This is a genomic window from Vibrio sp. Vb1018, from assembly GCF_033338775.1.
Taxonomy (GTDB): Bacteria; Pseudomonadota; Gammaproteobacteria; order Enterobacterales; family Vibrionaceae; genus Vibrio; species Vibrio alginolyticus.
On record NZ_JAWOTI010000002.1, the window covers coordinates 1 to 15661 of the forward strand.

Below are 15661 nucleotides of genomic sequence, written 5' to 3' on the forward strand. Positions count from 1 at the left end.
TCTAACAAGAAATGGAAAAAGCGGTATGGTTATCATAAGCGCTCGCTCTCAGAGACAGCAATGTATCGGGTAAAACATATATGGACGCACCTCAGGATGCAATGGCTAATTGAATGATACGGTCGCTAACATATATCCGACGTCTTTCTAGGTCGATAATAAACCTGCGCCATGATGTAATCCGCCCCTCACTGTCTTTTCAAAGCCTCGGTTTCAATAACCATGTTGCGTTATCAGAGTGTAGTAAGGATGGTTCACCGTTTATTCATCAGCTATTGCAAACTCAGTTGCTTCTCTAGGATAACTCCTTAGAACTTGCTATTTTTTATCAAACAGGCTTAAAGGCCTGATTAATATCGTATTCACTATTTTTCACCAAGATGTGCCATGCTACCCGACCGAGCTTGTTTGCAAGAGCGACAATCGCTTTTGCTTTGCCTCGGCGTGCAATGAGTCCTCTCAACCATGCTCCCATAGAATCCACTTTGTTAGCTCCACATCGAACCACTGCGCGAGCGCCGTGAATAAGTAATGCTCTTAATTTGCGATTACCATTCTTCGATAGAGAGCCGAGACAACTTTTTCCACCTGTACTATTTTGTTTTGGAACCAGGCCACACCATGCTGAGAACTGGCGACCATTTTGGAATTGGTGTCCAGCACCTACCTCACTAATCAGTGCCGCTGTCAAAATCGGACCAAAACCAGGAATATTCCGAATAGCCTCATACCTTGGATTTTGCTGACTCAACATGGTGACACTTTGGGTCATTTCATCTATCTCTTCGCTAAGGCTGACAAAGTCACAGTATAAAGTTTGCAGTAAGTTCCTCATTACTGGGGAAAGATCATTCTCTGCATCTTCAAGAGCTATCGGTAAATGACTTCGCAAAGCTTTAATAGACAAAGGGAAAACCACTCCGTATTCAGCGGCGAGTCCTCTGTTCTGGTTCGACAAGGCAGTTCTGTTCTCCACCAAGCGTTTACGGACACTGCGTATAGCTTTGAGGTCTTGTTGCTCAACAGACTTAACAGGAACAAAATGAATATCAGGCCTAGAAAATGCTTCGCAAATTGCTCTCGCATCATTAGCATCGTTCTTTTGCCGCCCAACAAATGGCTTTACGTGCTGAGCTGGGATAAGAGCTACGCTATGTCCAAGCTCTTGAAATATTCTGCCCTAATGATGCGAAGTTGCGCATGATTCCATCGCAATAGCCGTTTTCTCTGGTAATTGACGGACTGTATCAAGAAGCTTGTCACGCTTTACCTTTCGGTTTGACAAGATTTGTCCATCAGAACTCAACACGCATACTTGAAAGAGGTTTTTGGCTATATCGATACCGACAACTTTAATAGACATGATGATTACTCCTGCTCTTACTGGTTGCACCATTAGTTTGGTACAACGGTGCTAGAAGGGAGGTGCGTCCATCACATCAAAGCCTTTTACATGTTCAAGCAATCAGGAAAGAGGATGTAAGCGATAGTGATAGTTCCTCAATGATTCGTTAACTTGAAAAGTGTCATATTTAAAATGGATTTGTTCATCAAGACATTGAGTAAACTTGTCTAATTGTTCTGTATGAATGAGTAAAGAAATTGGTGCGATTTGGTGATTATCGATCTCATCGAAACAATTGTTAATGTGTGCTCTATCCAAATAAACTACATCTTGATTCTGTGTTGAAGTTTCCTCAATCAGCTTTGTTTCAAACCCTGCCTTCTCGAACTGCTCAAGCAAGTCATAGAGTTTGTCTACATCATTCTTGCTCTTGATTGAGCTATATTGTTGAATAATCCCACTTAAGTGTTTCTCGATTGACCCAAATTTGTTTTTCATTAAGCAGATGGTTTTTAGCTTTTTTTTGATAAGTGAATAGCGTTGCTCTCTCAATTTTGGTTTTAAGAAGTCAATGAGGATTTTGTTGCGCTGTACTTCTTTGACAAAGTTTTGAGACGCACTGACCTTAAAGTAGAGATGAAGCAGTGCATTTTCAAAAGTAGATTTTAAAAGCTTGTGATATGACTGTTCTGACATTGTAAGCGTTGATTATTTACTGGTGTTGTTATTCTAACATACAAAAAGAAATGCAAACGAACACAGCAATTGAATTACTGTCATTTTTATAAGGGGGTGTGTCCGATTATCTGAGCGGATGTCCACTAAAGGGTGGTATGGAGCAGTCTAGTAGTAAGTGTAATGGAACTAACTAAGTCAATTCTGCCCGTTCAATACTAAATGTTTTCCCAATGTGGTACCAAGCGTTTTCATTCAGCACTGCTTTCGCAGGCATCAATCGATGTTTGATTCATAGTCAACAAACCATCTTTACCCCTTATAGAGGGTAGTCTGTCGTTTACCCCCGCTAAGGGGTAAAACCGATTCTTTGTTTTTATTAGATATAAATAACGTCAAAAGTAAATAGTAAGTATATGTTTTAATTGAAATAAATTATTGACGAATAGCTTTTTATACGTTTTAATAAGCTCGAACACTCTCTATCTCAATTTGTATAAAGATTGAGTTAAATAAATTAAACAATATCAAAGAATTCATCACCTTATCGGTGAGAGGAGGGGATTATTTTTTAATAAAAGGAAACGCCAAAATGGCCAAGCAAACACTTACTCTTGTGCGTGGATTACCAGGCTCTGGAAAGTCTACATACGCAAAAACTCTCGATGCTGTCTTAGTTGAAGCTGACCAATTTTTTATCGATAAAAACGATACCTATCAATACGCCCCCGCTCTAATCAAAAATGCTTATGCCTGGTGTCAACTCGAAACGAAGCGCTTACTTCGTGCAGGATTTGACGTCGTGGTTGCAAACACATTTGTAAAAAACTGGGAAAGGTCATTTTACAAATCACTTGCGGATGAGATGAATGTATCATTCAAAGTCATTGACATAAATGGGAAATACCAAAATATTCATGGTGTACCTGATGCTGCCATTACTCGAATGAGTAAACAGTTTGAGAAGTTAAATCCTGCATTGATGTCTTCAACTGCAATGGAGGCGTCACAATGAGTTTAATAAAAATCAATGGGTTAGACAAAGCACTCGAGTCAGTGCAAAAGCGTACAAGTGCTAGAGAATTAACCAGCGAAGGCGTCTATAAAATACTCAACGAAGTACAACAGACTTTAGATACTTATCTATTAAAAAAGGATCAGGTAGGTATTCAAGTCTTGATTACAGTTTATACAGCAGTTGCGAGTTCATACCGAGGCATACCTCATGCAACTTTCGTTGAAGTTGAACGTGGTAAAACCGTGTGGAAATTGATCAACGTGTATCGCGATGAAGCGATAGCGGCGGACGCAAAGATCCTCAACACGCAAAAATTTACTGATCAGATTTATTGTAAAGCTGAAAAGAAACTCAATAGACTAGTGTATCCTGACATCGATTTGTTGAGTGTGTGATAGCGAACACCTGATCTTCGGTTCATCGACCCAGCGGGTCGTATATTGCGGCGTTAACATCTGACGCCGCATTTGCACTTCTGCGATTCCCCCTTGTTCCACACACCCAAATCTTTGGTTTAACGTATCATAAACATCCATTAATTTTGGACCAATTGTGATTCAGATTAAAGAGTTCGACTGCTCATGTTGCTCACCCACTAAGTCAACCAGTTCCATACCAATTTTATAAAATCTTATCTCGTTTGAAATAACAGGTCTGATAGTTTAGAGGATGCTTAGTAGGTTCAGCCCAGCATTGTAACTCGGTTTTAGGTATTACCTCCCAGTGCAAAATGCTCTGTATTTTTTGATTCGTAATTTATTACGATAAATTACGATAAATAAGTAATTACATCTCATTGGGTATTCTATAGTCTATAAATCAATACTTAAGGAGAACTTATGAGCAAGAAACGAGATACCATATTGTGGATAAACCACGCTATCAGCTACTTTAAGAGTCAGGGTAAAACGCAGAAAGATATGTCAAATGTACTCTGTATAGAAGAGTCTCGCATAAGTGAGATGAAAACGGCCAAAAGACTTTTGTCGCCATCTGAAAGGCAATCAATTATCGACTTTTGCGGAGCGCCGCGTCGTGAGTCTGGACGTTTTGAGCATGCTTTATGCTTTAACAGCGTAGACACCTTTGTCGCGTCGTTTGATGAGTTAATGGAAAATCGCTACTTGCGGGAACTCATTCGCTTTTTCCAAGATCATGAAAATCAGGCCAATTTATTAAGTAAGTGTATTCCAATAGAAGATGAGAATGGTAACTACATTGAAACTATTCGCTTGTCAGATATAGATGAAATGATTCGCGATGATGACTTAGAAGATACCTTCCAAAGATATCATCACTGGTTAAAAAATCAGAATGAGGATTCCTGTCTTAAGATGCCTGTGTCCAACAGCTCTGTGTTAGTTGAAGATAAAGATGTCTTCCACTTGATATACCAACTTTGGATGCTTGTTAAGCAATGTCCGACATTTTTACTAGCTACCGAGGAGTCTTTTAATCTAAATCCTGTCGTTGATGTTGAAGAGGTCGTCATGACAGGAGAGAAAGTATTACTAATCGAAAACTCGAACAACCCCAAACCTGTTAATCAACCGATTATCGAGCGTTTTGGCGATGGCAGTCGTTATCCAAACAATAAATGCATCAAACATGATTTATGGCAATCGGTACGATGTGAACTGTACCTAAGTGAAGACATGAACTATCACCTGCTGATTCATCTTTCTCATGAGTACCAGATTTGTTCTTATCCAGATGCTGAAAAATACGGTGATGGGGCCGTACATATGAATGAACTCACCTGGCTAACGGATGTGGATGAGAATGACTTGTTAGTCGTAGTTGAGAACATCAATTCACTGAAGTTATTCTCTATCATTGAAGATGTCAGAAAGTGGTGTGGACTACCTATTGATAACCACCTCGAATTAAAACGTAGGATAGCTAAGTCGGGCGGTTACGTACCAGGTGCAAGGGTATTGGTGTAGGATAGTTGCTGTGAGATTTGTTGCATTTTTTAAGGCTTGCCATTAAATACCTACATTAATGAACAGGTCAATTCCGATGTTGACAGTGAGTCAGTGCAAGCGAAGAAATGATAAAAACTGAGCAGCATAATTATATTAAAGCGGCATAAGCCGCTTTAATATCTCATAAACAAATATCAACTAACCCCGAGGGCCTTGTAAACAGCATCTACAGGGTCACTGTAAAAGCTAACTTGAAACTTAGTAAATGTTTCAGCTGGCACTGTCGGGATATCCGTAGCAGATGCCATAGGAATAAGAATCTTGCTTGCACCAGCTTCGAGAGCGACTTGCATTGAACCTGCTAAATCCTGAACTGGATGCAATACTCCTCCTAGGGTCATCGACCCCAAAACCACCATCGATTCTTGCATCGGCTTTCCAAGTAGAGCTGAGCAGTTAGCAATCAAAGCGGCTAGGCTAGAACTATGTGAATGACCAGACATCTGGAGGTCAACAAAATGCAAATGGAACTCATGTTCCGAATACTGATTGTTCGCCGCTATTCGTGATAGGTTTCCTTTGAAATACTCGAAACCGACTTTGACTTGCTCTTTTGCTTCGGTATCCGAACCAAGCCCTGATGTCGTTAGTTTACCGTTACCTGCTGTTTTTTGAGTTTCAATACGGAAGACACCAAGTTTACCCGCAGTGCCAGGGCTAACGAAATGAACGACTCCTGCATTGGGTCTACCTGGAGGGATGATTTTAGACCCGCCTTGTTCTGGAACGTTGACAAAGAACTCTTCGAGCGTTTCATTATCAATGTAAGAGAAGTTAACATCGAAGAACTCCATTCCTCCAATTTTTTTGAGCTGCTCTTTCACTCGGCGGCGAACCTCGAGTGCATAGGTCAAGCAAATCCGTACATCTTCTTTAGAGTACTCGCCATGTGGCACTAAAAGTTTTAGCAGTCCAGATGTGGTACGGCGAACGGCGATAACATCTCGCTGATTGAGATTGTTTCCCAGCTTGAAGAATTTGTCGATAGCATCGGCAAATGCATGTTTGCGCATTTCGCGCATGTATTCAGCAAGGTAATCTGTGATCAAACCAAAACGGTTTGTGAAAAACTCTGGACGCATTTTAGGAATTTCCCAGCCAGGAATATAGGCGTGGAAACGGTCAAAAAACGCTGAGTCAATCATCTCTGCAGGGAATGGGGCAAGTAGATGACTCGTTTTAACCAGTGTTTCGACACTTTGATCAATATTACCGACAAAGACCATTGAAGCCTTCGCTTCAATGGAATCACGACCACGGCTAAATGAACCTGAAGCCATGTAGTCTTTCATTATCTGCACGCCATCTTTGTCTTTAAATCGGATACCAGCGACTTCGTCAAAAGCGACAATATCCCACATGCCAACCAAACCGACTTGGCGGCTTGACATGTTATAGAAAAGGTTAGCGACGGTGGTTTGACCACCCGATACCAATAAAGAGTTCGGGGAACATTCTTTATAAACGTGAGATTTACCTGTACCTCGAGGGCCTAGTTCGCAGACGTTATAGTTATTTTCAACGAACGGTATCATTCTAGCTAAGATATGCCACTTAGCACGCTGCTCCAGATTGGCAGGTTCCATACCAATTGAGCGTAATAGCATATCTAGCCATTGATCCATAGTGAAGTTGCGTCGAGCATCAAACACTTCTTGCATGTTCATTGAAGGCATTTGAATTGCTTTTAAGCCAACAACAGAAAATGGTGACGTCTTTTGCCCTTCCTCATAGAAGTAGCTTAGAGTGATGATGCACCAAATACCGCCTGTCAGCAGCTTTTCATTCTCTTTAACAACATTGGCAGAGATCACCGCGTCCTTGATACCTAAATTCGATAGGCTCGCCTCGTATACGTCTTTTTTCTGATTAAGCTTTACAGTGACTTTATCAATAACTTTATGTGTGCCTTTTTCTCGGATCAGTGATTTGACCTTTTCAGCTTCGTCTGGGCGAACATAGTTATCAGTCAGAATTTGTTTTACTCGACCTAAGCCAGCTTCTATCAACTCATCATCATCAGTCGAGCAATACATCCCTAACAGGTACTCGAGGACATAGACAGGAACATTGGCTCCTTCCTTAAGTTGTTTGGTCAGGTCTTTACGTACAACTCTTCCTTTGAATTGAGTCGTCATCAACTCATCCAGATCGACATCTCTGACATGTTGGATTTCATCTGCCTGACTAGGAACGTCAATAGGCTCTTGTTGATTATAATTTTCTGTCATACAGGGTTCCTAACGCCTTAAAAGAAGTCATCTTCTATCGCGATATCGATCGTGACGGAGTGAGGTTGTAGCTCTTGTGTCTTAGTCGGATCGCTGATGTCTTTCATCATTAACTTATAAGATAAGGTGCGATCAAATCCCGTACCGTTGAGCATGATCACAACATTTCGCTTCCTATCATCTTGCTTTTCAGAGGTCGCATCAAACATCACTTTCTGTTTGTGGGATACGGGTTGGCCATTAGGATCAGCAATCCAAATCTCTAGCTCACGAGCCGTGTACTTTTCGCCAACAGCTGCTGCCTGGAAAAGCTCGATTTTATCTGCCATAGAGACAAGACGGATAGGGTTTGAAAGCGGAACAACGGGTACTCGCTCTTTGGCGTATCGTGACTGCAATTTATTTGTAGTCAGTTCTTTGACTTGGATGACTGGAACACAAATTTCTTGTGGCATAATGCCACCGTGAATAAATTTTGCCCCTCCAACGAAGTTAAATCTATTTGATCCACGAGGAACAATAAATTCACCGTCACTGCATTCCGAGTTTACTGTTAAACTCGCTGTGTTGGTCATCTTACCGTGCCAATAGAAGCTATCGTTTGGAAGGCTTTCACCAATGATGTAGCGCTTTTTAGCTTCAACAGCGCCTTTTGGTTTGACGGTTAAAGCCGTTCTATCTGAATCGACAACATCGCTGGATTTAAAAATAAAACCATGATCAGCGGTAATCAACACACGACTACCATTTAAGCGATTGATGATACGTTCAATTAACTGCTTGATTTCACTGATAGCTGTCGCACAGGCTTCAAACGTTTGATGCTCTGATTCACCTTTATCTCCAACCTTGTCAATTTCATTGTGGTAGATATAGATCACTCTAGCATCGTGAACTTTTTCTCTGCCTTCCTCATTAGTCCAGTTCAGCACTTCTGAAGCTTTAAACGCGATCCCATTGCGCTTAGCCAAAATCTTATTTCGATTGTCTGTACCACGAGCACTGATACCATCGACTTTGTATTCGACGGTTGAGTTGATGTGTGTAGAGATTTCATTGTGTGGTAGCAAAGAAGCCATACCAAGCTGAGTATAGGAAGGTACGACACCAAGTTGAGATTTAATCTCGGAATGAAAGCGCTTTTCATTATTAATTTGGTCACTTATTGCATGTGCAACCTCATAACGAAGTGCATCAGAGATAATGACAAATACTTTTTTGACTTGTGTTGTATTAAAAATGCCTTCGACTTGTCGTCTATAAAACTCATTTTGGTTTGGTACGCCTGAAATCGTCCAGTTATCTAACAAAGACTCTTCATCGACCAGTTTACCCCAAGCGATCGCTAGGTCGTGTAAGTACCAGTCCACATAGAGTGTTTCGATATCAGAAACCAACCCTGTTTTTTTCAATATATCAGAGCCATTATGAGCGACTTTTAAAGCATGCTCACAGAAACGACGGTATGCAGAATCGAACTTATACAAGTCAGTTTCATACGCTCGGTACATTTCTTTGGCAGACGAAAAATTAAAGCCATCAATATACTGCTGCTTTAACGCATAAAACTGTTTGGCAGCTCGAATTGCTTTTAAGATAGCTGCGTAATTTGGCTGATGATGAGTCCAATGTGTCGTTAAGCGATGAGAGATCAACGAATCGACTTCAACTTGATCGAGGTCGCTCAATTGTTGAGCGAGTAAGATAATAAAATGTTGCTCTGCATATTCAAAAGTATCGACACGATGAAGGTGCGTAGAGGACTTAACCATCGACAAGATGTGCTTTATCTCGAATTCTTGCTCTACTTGTTTTGCAAGGGTGTTATATGCATTTGATAAATTTCGATTTTCTCGCATACCCTTAATAAAACTGATCGCTGTCGCTCGTTTAGATGAGTTAAATGTTCTTCGCTCGGTATAATCGCGTTTACCTGATTCATCTAAATTGATTGGTAGCAGGTGCTGCTTGAACCTTGCAAAGACCTCGTGATTACCGTTGATTCCACTATTAAGTAAAGACTGGTAGCACTCTGTGAATAGAAGTTTGGTCACCAAATCGTTTAGATGAGGTTGAATTTGCTCTGTGTCATCAAATTTTTCAACTTGATATCCCATCACATCGAAAGCAAAGCGCCAGAAAGTATCAACCAAGTTGTACTTTTCTAGATCACTGAAAATAGTATTAACATCGATGCCATCTGCAAGCTTTAATAACAGATGATTCAAGATAGCAGGAAAGGTTGGAGACTCAACTTTAAGTGTCGCTGCTAGTAGTGCTAGTTCCAGCTCTTCTTTATTTGCACTGTGAGGCAACAACTTCTTCAGGCGTTCACGGCGAACCTTAGCTGTAAAAAAGGCGCGGTAATGGGAAATAACCTGACGAAACTCCATTCTCATGCCAATCTCATTCAGGATCATTGAGCTTGAGTCAGCATAGAAATCTTCGGAGTAAAGGCGAATGTCATATAACCAATCGCGTTCTGGTTTGTTGGTTTCAGTGTTGCTGTACAGAACAAATCGGGTGGTTGGTTCAAGTAGCTCGACACGAGTCTTTACTTCGAAGTGGGACTTATCATCTAAATGGATGATCTCAATGCCGTCAATAGAAAGCTCATCAAGCTGATCAATAAACTCTTTGTCGGTATCTTGCCAAAATACCAAACGGCTATGTTCAAATTTGTTTAAAAGGCCCTGAGATATTTGGTCTATGTTCATTGTGTATTCCGATAGGGCAGTTATAGTGCTGAAAATTCTATCTTATTTTAACACTATGACTGGCTATAGTCAGGTGATTACTGTGATGACTAAACGTATCGGATTTAGATAACAAGGGAGATAAGTTCCCCCTTGCCAAATTTTCTTGGATTAACTGGCAACTACCTCTAATTTTGGTGTTTGTAATTCTTGTAATAGCAGAGGGTTATGTTCCGATTGGAAGAGCTGCTGCAACTGTGCTTTTTTTTCATGAAATGGAATAGAGATAGCTTTATCATCCCCCCTTATTGCTGCTTTTGCTTTGTCGTTACACCAAAATCGAAACTCATTAAGTGTTCTATTGTATCGCTTGGAGTTTTCTCGCATGAGGTGCTCTGAGAGCTTAAACTTGCTATATCGGTCACAAAGTTGACTTTCTATATAAATAGCTTTGGGTAAAATATCCAGCATTAATGAGATGAAATCCAGCATGTGCTCAAGATGTCGATCCGTCGCTTTATCTGCAAACGAAGTTAGGTTGTCAATCAGCGACAAGACTTCGTTTCTTTGTATTGATAACGTGCTGATTAAACTTGCTGCAATATCTTGAGTTTCAGATACCAGTGATTTATCAAGTAGAAGCACTCTAGCTGACTCAATAGTACCGAAATATTTAGACATTTTTTCTAAATAGAACAAGATGTTTTGAGCATCAATATCAGAAGAGATCACATCAATTGTCTGCTGCAACTTGTCAATTTTTTTCGCTAAATACATGGTTTGAACAACAATAGCACCTACAATAATCGTTGTTGATAACCCGATCGCTGCCATCTGTGTTGCATGAGTTGCTTGTATCAATTGACTAATTTCGTTCAATTTTTCTGGATCAAAAGGTACTTGCTTTAAGGGCATATGTTGAACAATTCCAGATTGTTCCGCTAGCTCCGTCCAATACGCAACACCATCCCTTAAGACAACTGTACCGTTTTGTAGCCCTTCTATAACTTTTGGGTAAACTTGTGCCCAGTCGAAAGTGAAAATTGTGTCCATTAGAAAATAGGCTCCTCTGAATTTAACATTTGCTGTCTCATTGCCGCAATTTGTACTACTGAGGGTAGCGTTACCCGAAATGCTGGCCCACTTATAGCAGGTATTGTCAAGAGCACCGTAACTGCCATTCCGATTGGACCTGCAAAAAGTCCAATCACACGCGCTAGCCCAGCGTTTGCGGCGATCGTGAGGCCGCTACCAAGTATTGCTTTTGCTACTGCGCTCGCGACAATCATAGCGATTTGATATGACATAAAACCACCCATCCTAATAGCAGTGATGATTGCAGCCAAAGCGGCGCTACTCGTTAACGACGGATCTATTTTAAGTTCTTGTCTAAGTTGGTCTCTTTCGGTCTCTGACATTTTTTCCCAAGAATCCTGGAATAGCTTGGCTAGGAGTGCTTGTTCAATATCAACGACACCAGCTTTATAGTCGGTTTTTATGCTCAGTTTTTTACAAACATCGATTAGAATTTCTCTGTATTCCACGCCTGATCTTCTAAACAGATTAACTAGAGTATCCCCACCAAAGTGTTGTAATTCACCCGCGATAAGCTGCCACACTTGTTGATAGTTGCCTTGGGCAGCTTTAAATTGTTTATCACCCGTCAATGTTTCGGTGAAGCGAGTTTTGCCATCTTTATCTATGGTTAAGTACTTGACTAAGATGCTGAGCATTTCATTATCGGCGTAACGGAGTAACTCTAAATCTTTGTCGTTTCTATATGTATTGCTCATTTTTAGCTCTTCTGATGTTGCAAGTGATTGCCAAACTATTTTTAAGCTAGGCAATTAGATTTATTATTTTGTTCACGAAGTTGTCGTGATTACTTCATTAAATCCAATCATCCCGACTTTGAAGTAAAATGAGCAGCCATTACGACTGCTCAATACCTCACTTGAGTTCTTCTGGTTTTTTACCATGAATCGCTTTGACGTCAGCGAGTAGGTTACCGAACTTACCGTAGTTAACTTTTACTCCGTCATCTAGGTCTATAGAAATCTTCATTTCTGCTAAGTGCTTTAACTCTTCATCGAAGGCACGAAGTTCGGACTGTTTCTTCTCGATTGATTTCAACTCTTTATCAATGCGTCGCTGCTCTGTGCTACTCGCGTTTGTGCGGCTTTCCGTTAAGACCGAGTGCTGAGTTTCCAGCTTACCCATCAATGGGGTGACATACTCAGTACGCATACGGGCAAGGGTACTTTCATTGTAACGATGCAAGTACACCAAGCATTCAAATGCCTTTTCTTTGCCTGAGCTAAATAGCCAGTAAATAGGGCGTTTTTTATACGTTTTTAAATGATCTTTGTAGAACTGAGTCGAGAAGTAACGACGAATCGTCTCCATCGAGCTTTCGTTCTTCTTCGGCTTGATGGCATCTAAGCACAAGCTTTCGGCTACAAAGTCGAGGTTTTCTTGTAGGTGCTCTTCACCCCAAACCGTTTTTACAAACTCTCGGAAGCGACTAGTTGCATCGTCATCGAATAACCACTCTTCGGCTGCTATTGGAATGATGCCATCATCATCAGCAGGGAAGGTGTTGTATGCGCCTTTTGCTACGAGTTCTTTGAAGCCTTGGTTACCTGAGTGTGCGTAGACTAAACCTTCGCGGTCAAGGGAGTAGCGGCCCATCATACATCCTAGGGAATAACTGATTAATTCAGCAATAGTGTCGGATTGATACCTTCCAGATAAGTCAACGGTTGTATTATCAGACTTATATCTGTAAGCAAGGTTTGACATTAAAGTAATTTCATCGTTATTCAGGTCTTCTAATAAGTGTCCGCCTAATTTTAAGGCATTTATAAATATCTTCTTATTTTTTATTTCTAATAATCTAGCCCTTTCAAGTTTTTCTGTATGAAGTTGATTTAATTTTTCAAATGATAACTTTAAAGTTTCCGATTTTATATTCAGAAGGTCTGGTTTCTTAAAGTTCCATGAACGTTCAAATGCATCCCAGTCTTTTTGAGCTATATCTATTAATTCAGAAACACATGCAGAAACTTCATTGTGTTGTTCAGGTGACAATACTGGATTAGGTAGAGTACTAACATTACCAGGCTGTAAATTTAATGTGGGATTTAAAAAACGAAGTATATATTGAGCTACTCCAGAGCAAAAATATCCAGTGTACACATGATGAGAATGATTGCTTTTAGGAAATGCGGAACATCCTGCGTAGTCAAATAAGTGGCCTTGAGGAGTGTATCGTGCTCCGAAATATGATGAGCTGATAAAAGTCCACGTGATTCCCTCTTTAAGCATATAGTCTAGGTTCTGGATATACCTTGACCAATGTTTACCACCATTTCTTTTAACAGCATACTCTTTAATTTCTTGACCATCATTCTCCCAATTGATTACTGAGTCGAAATTACCGTACCATTTTCTAAACTCTCCACCCTTGTTGTAAGGGTACCACTTAAATCCATTTGATAACGTATCTTCAAGAGACTTTGTGTTGTAACCAATTTTCGAATAGTCGATTTCACTCCAATTGCGAATGAATCTTGCGTTATCGCCAGTGTTTTGTCCTGATTTTGCATTTAAAACATCAGCAAGGTATCCATTCTCTTGGAAGCAGTTAATAAGCGGTGTTGGCATGTCATAAGCGATTGGGCTTCCTGGGATCTTTTTAAAGTCGTCAGGCTTAGTATCAAAGAGCCATCCACAATCCCTATTATTAATTGCCTCTAAAGTCTTAGGGCCTTGATTTGTCGAACCTTTAAAGTTAGATAATCGGATATAAGAGCCTGTATAATTACGTATATGGCCTTTGGTTAAGGTAAAAGTGCATATTGGTACGGTTGCCCCATCAAAGCCAGAGTATTCTAATTGTACTAGAGATGAAATGATTTCATCGTCGATGAGTTTAGTTCGCAATTCTTCATAGCTGGAGATAAACATCCAAACAAACGGTGTCATAAAGCCGAGTTCACCGAATTCGCGCGTAAGCTGCAAGTTGCGAATGATGAACGCTGAGAAAAGATCCTTTTCATATCCTTTGAAATTATCTTTAAGATATTTTTTCACCAATGGAGCTTGATATTTACTACCCATATAAGGTGGATTGGCCACACATACATCGTACTTATTAGCCAGGAGTATAGCCTGATTAACGATAGGTAAAAGAGTCTCGCTAGTGACACGAGTCGTTGGGTTAGTATCTCGTGTTTTGTCTTCAAGCAACTTCCTGAAATTGTCAAGTACCGACTTATACTTGCTATCAACTTGAATCAAAGAACCAAGGTTTTTCGCATCAATAAACTGTGCATTTAGGTATCGAAGTAGCTCTAGATATTTTTTGTTCTCATTTGATGGTTCTGCTATCTCTAACTGCGGCTCTGCAAACAGGTCATTCATAGAGCCTGCTTGTTTATTTTCATCTAGATCTAAGTCTTGCCAAAGCTTATTGATATCAAGGTGTTCTGTTGACTGGATTGAGTGAATATTAAGTTTAATGTGGTTATCTTCAACGCGACTAAAGATACGACGATCATCCTTGCGAGCCTTCATTAGCACAGCGAAAGCGGCCATTTGTGCAGCACGATCATCAATATCTAAACCATAAATATTCTTAGTCAGGATTAGCTCTGGAATTTCGCGTAAGCGATAGCCACGCTCGAGATAGATTTCACGCAGCACTTCATACACTTCAACCAAGATATGACCACTACCACAAGCAGGATCGAGGACTTTAATTTGCTCTGGGTCAATACTGGTAGGCGTAATTGCCTTTAGTTGCTCAACTACGTCATCACTTTGCTCGGCAGGAGTGATGTAGTATTCCATTTTATCTTTCAGCTCAGAGTCAGGGTAGGTGGCTAGCCACTGGCGACCAAGTGAGTTTTGAACTAAATACTTTACAATCCAATTTGGAGTAAAAAGCTGTGTTGCAGCTGGAATATCTTCTTTTTTTACAACTTTACCAATAACCGTATCTTTGTGCTCTGAAATGTAGAACTGGTACAGCCAACCGATGACTTCGATTTCGCGCCAGTTATCTTCAGGTACGTCATTAACCAGTTCTTTGAGAATTGAGTCGGTTTTAGTCAGGTTATCTGGTAGTAGCAACTCAGTGGCGTCATCTAGTTTTTCGAACATAAATGGCATGATTTTGCTGAGCTGGTGGCATTGAGCGAGCAATAATTCACGATACAGCTCTTCTTCTTTGTCGCCAGCTAATAGCATTTGTACGATGTCGGATTTATTTAATCCCAAATCCTCTGCCACATCAGCGGCATGAGCTAAGATTTCAAAGCCTTGGCCAAACTCTGAACCCTCTTCTTTACTCAGCATACGGAAGCCATGGTCAAGATAACCATTCACTTCCATGAAACGAATGGCTATAAAACGGTTAAACCAGGTAAACGCCATTTCGTTAATAAATTGGTTGTAGCCATCTTTACTACCACCAAGCGCTTCGATGCGATTCACTAACTGTTGACGCTGTTGACCTTGCTTGCGTGTAAAGATACGCCCTTCAATAAGGGTATCCGTTCCTTGTGTCGTGGCTTCACTGATTTTATTTTCGTAAATGCCGAGTACGGCAGCGCGTTTTTTTACTGCATCCATAAAAGCCAAACGGGCTTTCGGAGCATAAGCTTTGAGTTTGTTGGTATTCATTTATATAACTCGATGGTTTA

Annotated in this window: 10 protein-coding genes and 1 pseudogene; 3 read left to right on the plus strand and 8 right to left on the minus strand. The window is 40.5% G+C overall.

All coding sequences use genetic code 11. The features are described 5' to 3' along the window. Nucleotides 1-328 precede the first annotated feature (328 nt). Together R7Z10_RS02415 and R7Z10_RS02420 are read right to left on the minus strand one after the other, a co-directional pair. Nucleotides 329-1363 (minus strand): annotated as a pseudogene (locus R7Z10_RS02415) (IS110 family transposase). A 102-nt stretch (nt 1364-1465) separates the two neighbouring features. Then, on the minus strand, nt 1466-2041 hold the full coding sequence (locus R7Z10_RS02420) for a DUF2913 family protein (protein WP_158155147.1): 576 nt from the start codon (nt 2039-2041) through the stop codon (nt 1466-1468). A gap of 571 nt (nt 2042-2612) precedes the next feature. On the opposite strand from R7Z10_RS02420, the gene R7Z10_RS02425 reads away from it, so the two are divergent. Together R7Z10_RS02425 and R7Z10_RS02430 are read left to right on the plus strand one after the other, a co-directional pair. Further along, nucleotides 2613-3035, plus strand: coding sequence for an ATP-binding protein (locus R7Z10_RS02425; protein WP_158155145.1), 423 nt, complete (start codon nt 2613-2615; stop codon nt 3033-3035). Next, entirely contained in the window at nt 3032-3433 is a 402-nt protein-coding gene (locus R7Z10_RS02430) for a hypothetical protein (RefSeq protein WP_054868358.1), read from the plus strand. The genes R7Z10_RS02425 and R7Z10_RS02430 overlap by 4 nt, the downstream gene beginning before the upstream one ends. Here the strand turns inward: R7Z10_RS02430 and R7Z10_RS23785 are convergent. Continuing rightward, entirely contained in the window at nt 3398-3574 is a 177-nt protein-coding gene (locus tag R7Z10_RS23785; RefSeq protein WP_158155143.1) for a DUF4113 domain-containing protein, read from the minus strand. The genes R7Z10_RS02430 and R7Z10_RS23785 overlap by 36 nt on opposite strands. Before the next feature lie 303 nt (nt 3575-3877). On the opposite strand from R7Z10_RS23785, the gene R7Z10_RS02435 reads away from it, so the two are divergent. Further along, nucleotides 3878-4984, plus strand: a complete 1107-nt coding sequence (locus R7Z10_RS02435; RefSeq protein ID WP_158155141.1) for a hypothetical protein — start codon at nt 3878-3880, stop codon at nt 4982-4984. A gap of 176 nt (nt 4985-5160) precedes the next feature. Here the strand turns inward: R7Z10_RS02435 and brxL are convergent, their stop codons facing one another. From brxL to pglX, 5 genes are all read right to left on the minus strand, one after another. Next, nucleotides 5161-7200 carry a protease Lon-related BREX system protein BrxL gene (gene brxL, locus R7Z10_RS02440; RefSeq protein ID WP_199267668.1) on the minus strand — a complete coding sequence of 680 codons (2040 nt, stop codon included), beginning with the start codon at nt 7198-7200 and terminating at the stop codon, nt 5161-5163. Nucleotides 7201-7274: 74 nt separating this feature from the next. Continuing rightward, nucleotides 7275-9974 (minus strand): BREX-1 system phosphatase PglZ type A, encoded by a 2700-nt coding sequence (pglZ, locus tag R7Z10_RS02445; RefSeq protein ID WP_158155137.1) that lies wholly within the window; start codon nt 9972-9974, stop codon nt 7275-7277. 150 nt (nt 9975-10124) lie between these two features. After that, a complete protein-coding gene (locus tag R7Z10_RS02450) occupies nt 10125-11006 on the minus strand; it encodes a hypothetical protein (RefSeq protein ID WP_158155135.1) in 882 nt (293 codons plus the stop codon). Then, nucleotides 11006-11746, minus strand: coding sequence for a DUF3944 domain-containing protein (locus tag R7Z10_RS02455; protein WP_158155133.1), 741 nt, complete (start codon nt 11744-11746; stop codon nt 11006-11008). Before R7Z10_RS02455 ends, R7Z10_RS02450 begins: the two co-directional genes overlap by 1 nt. A gap of 157 nt (nt 11747-11903) precedes the next feature. After that, entirely contained in the window at nt 11904-15641 is a 3738-nt protein-coding gene (pglX, locus tag R7Z10_RS02460; RefSeq protein ID WP_318103853.1) for a BREX-1 system adenine-specific DNA-methyltransferase PglX, read from the minus strand. Between the last annotated feature and the right edge of the window lie 20 nt (nt 15642-15661).

What these genes read in the sequence shown, in the direction of transcription:
- R7Z10_RS02450 (WP_158155135.1), bottom strand. Translation starts at nt 11,006, where the DNA reads ATGGACACAATTTTCACTTTCGACTGGGCACAAGTTTACCCAAAAGTT.
- R7Z10_RS02430 (WP_054868358.1), top strand. Translation starts at nt 3,032, where the DNA reads ATGAGTTTAATAAAAATCAATGGGTTAGACAAAGCACTCGAGTCAGTG.
- R7Z10_RS02420 (WP_158155147.1), bottom strand. Translation starts at nt 2,041, where the DNA reads ATGTCAGAACAGTCATATCACAAGCTTTTAAAATCTACTTTTGAAAAT.
- R7Z10_RS02435 (WP_158155141.1), top strand. Translation starts at nt 3,878, where the DNA reads ATGAGCAAGAAACGAGATACCATATTGTGGATAAACCACGCTATCAGC.
- pglX (WP_318103853.1), bottom strand. Translation starts at nt 15,641, where the DNA reads ATGAATACCAACAAACTCAAAGCTTATGCTCCGAAAGCCCGTTTGGCT.
- R7Z10_RS23785 (WP_158155143.1), bottom strand. Translation starts at nt 3,574, where the DNA reads ATGGATGTTTATGATACGTTAAACCAAAGATTTGGGTGTGTGGAACAA.
- pglZ (WP_158155137.1), bottom strand. Translation starts at nt 9,974, where the DNA reads ATGAACATAGACCAAATATCTCAGGGCCTTTTAAACAAATTTGAACAT.
- R7Z10_RS02425 (WP_158155145.1), top strand. Translation starts at nt 2,613, where the DNA reads ATGGCCAAGCAAACACTTACTCTTGTGCGTGGATTACCAGGCTCTGGA.
- R7Z10_RS02455 (WP_158155133.1), bottom strand. Translation starts at nt 11,746, where the DNA reads ATGAGCAATACATATAGAAACGACAAAGATTTAGAGTTACTCCGTTAC.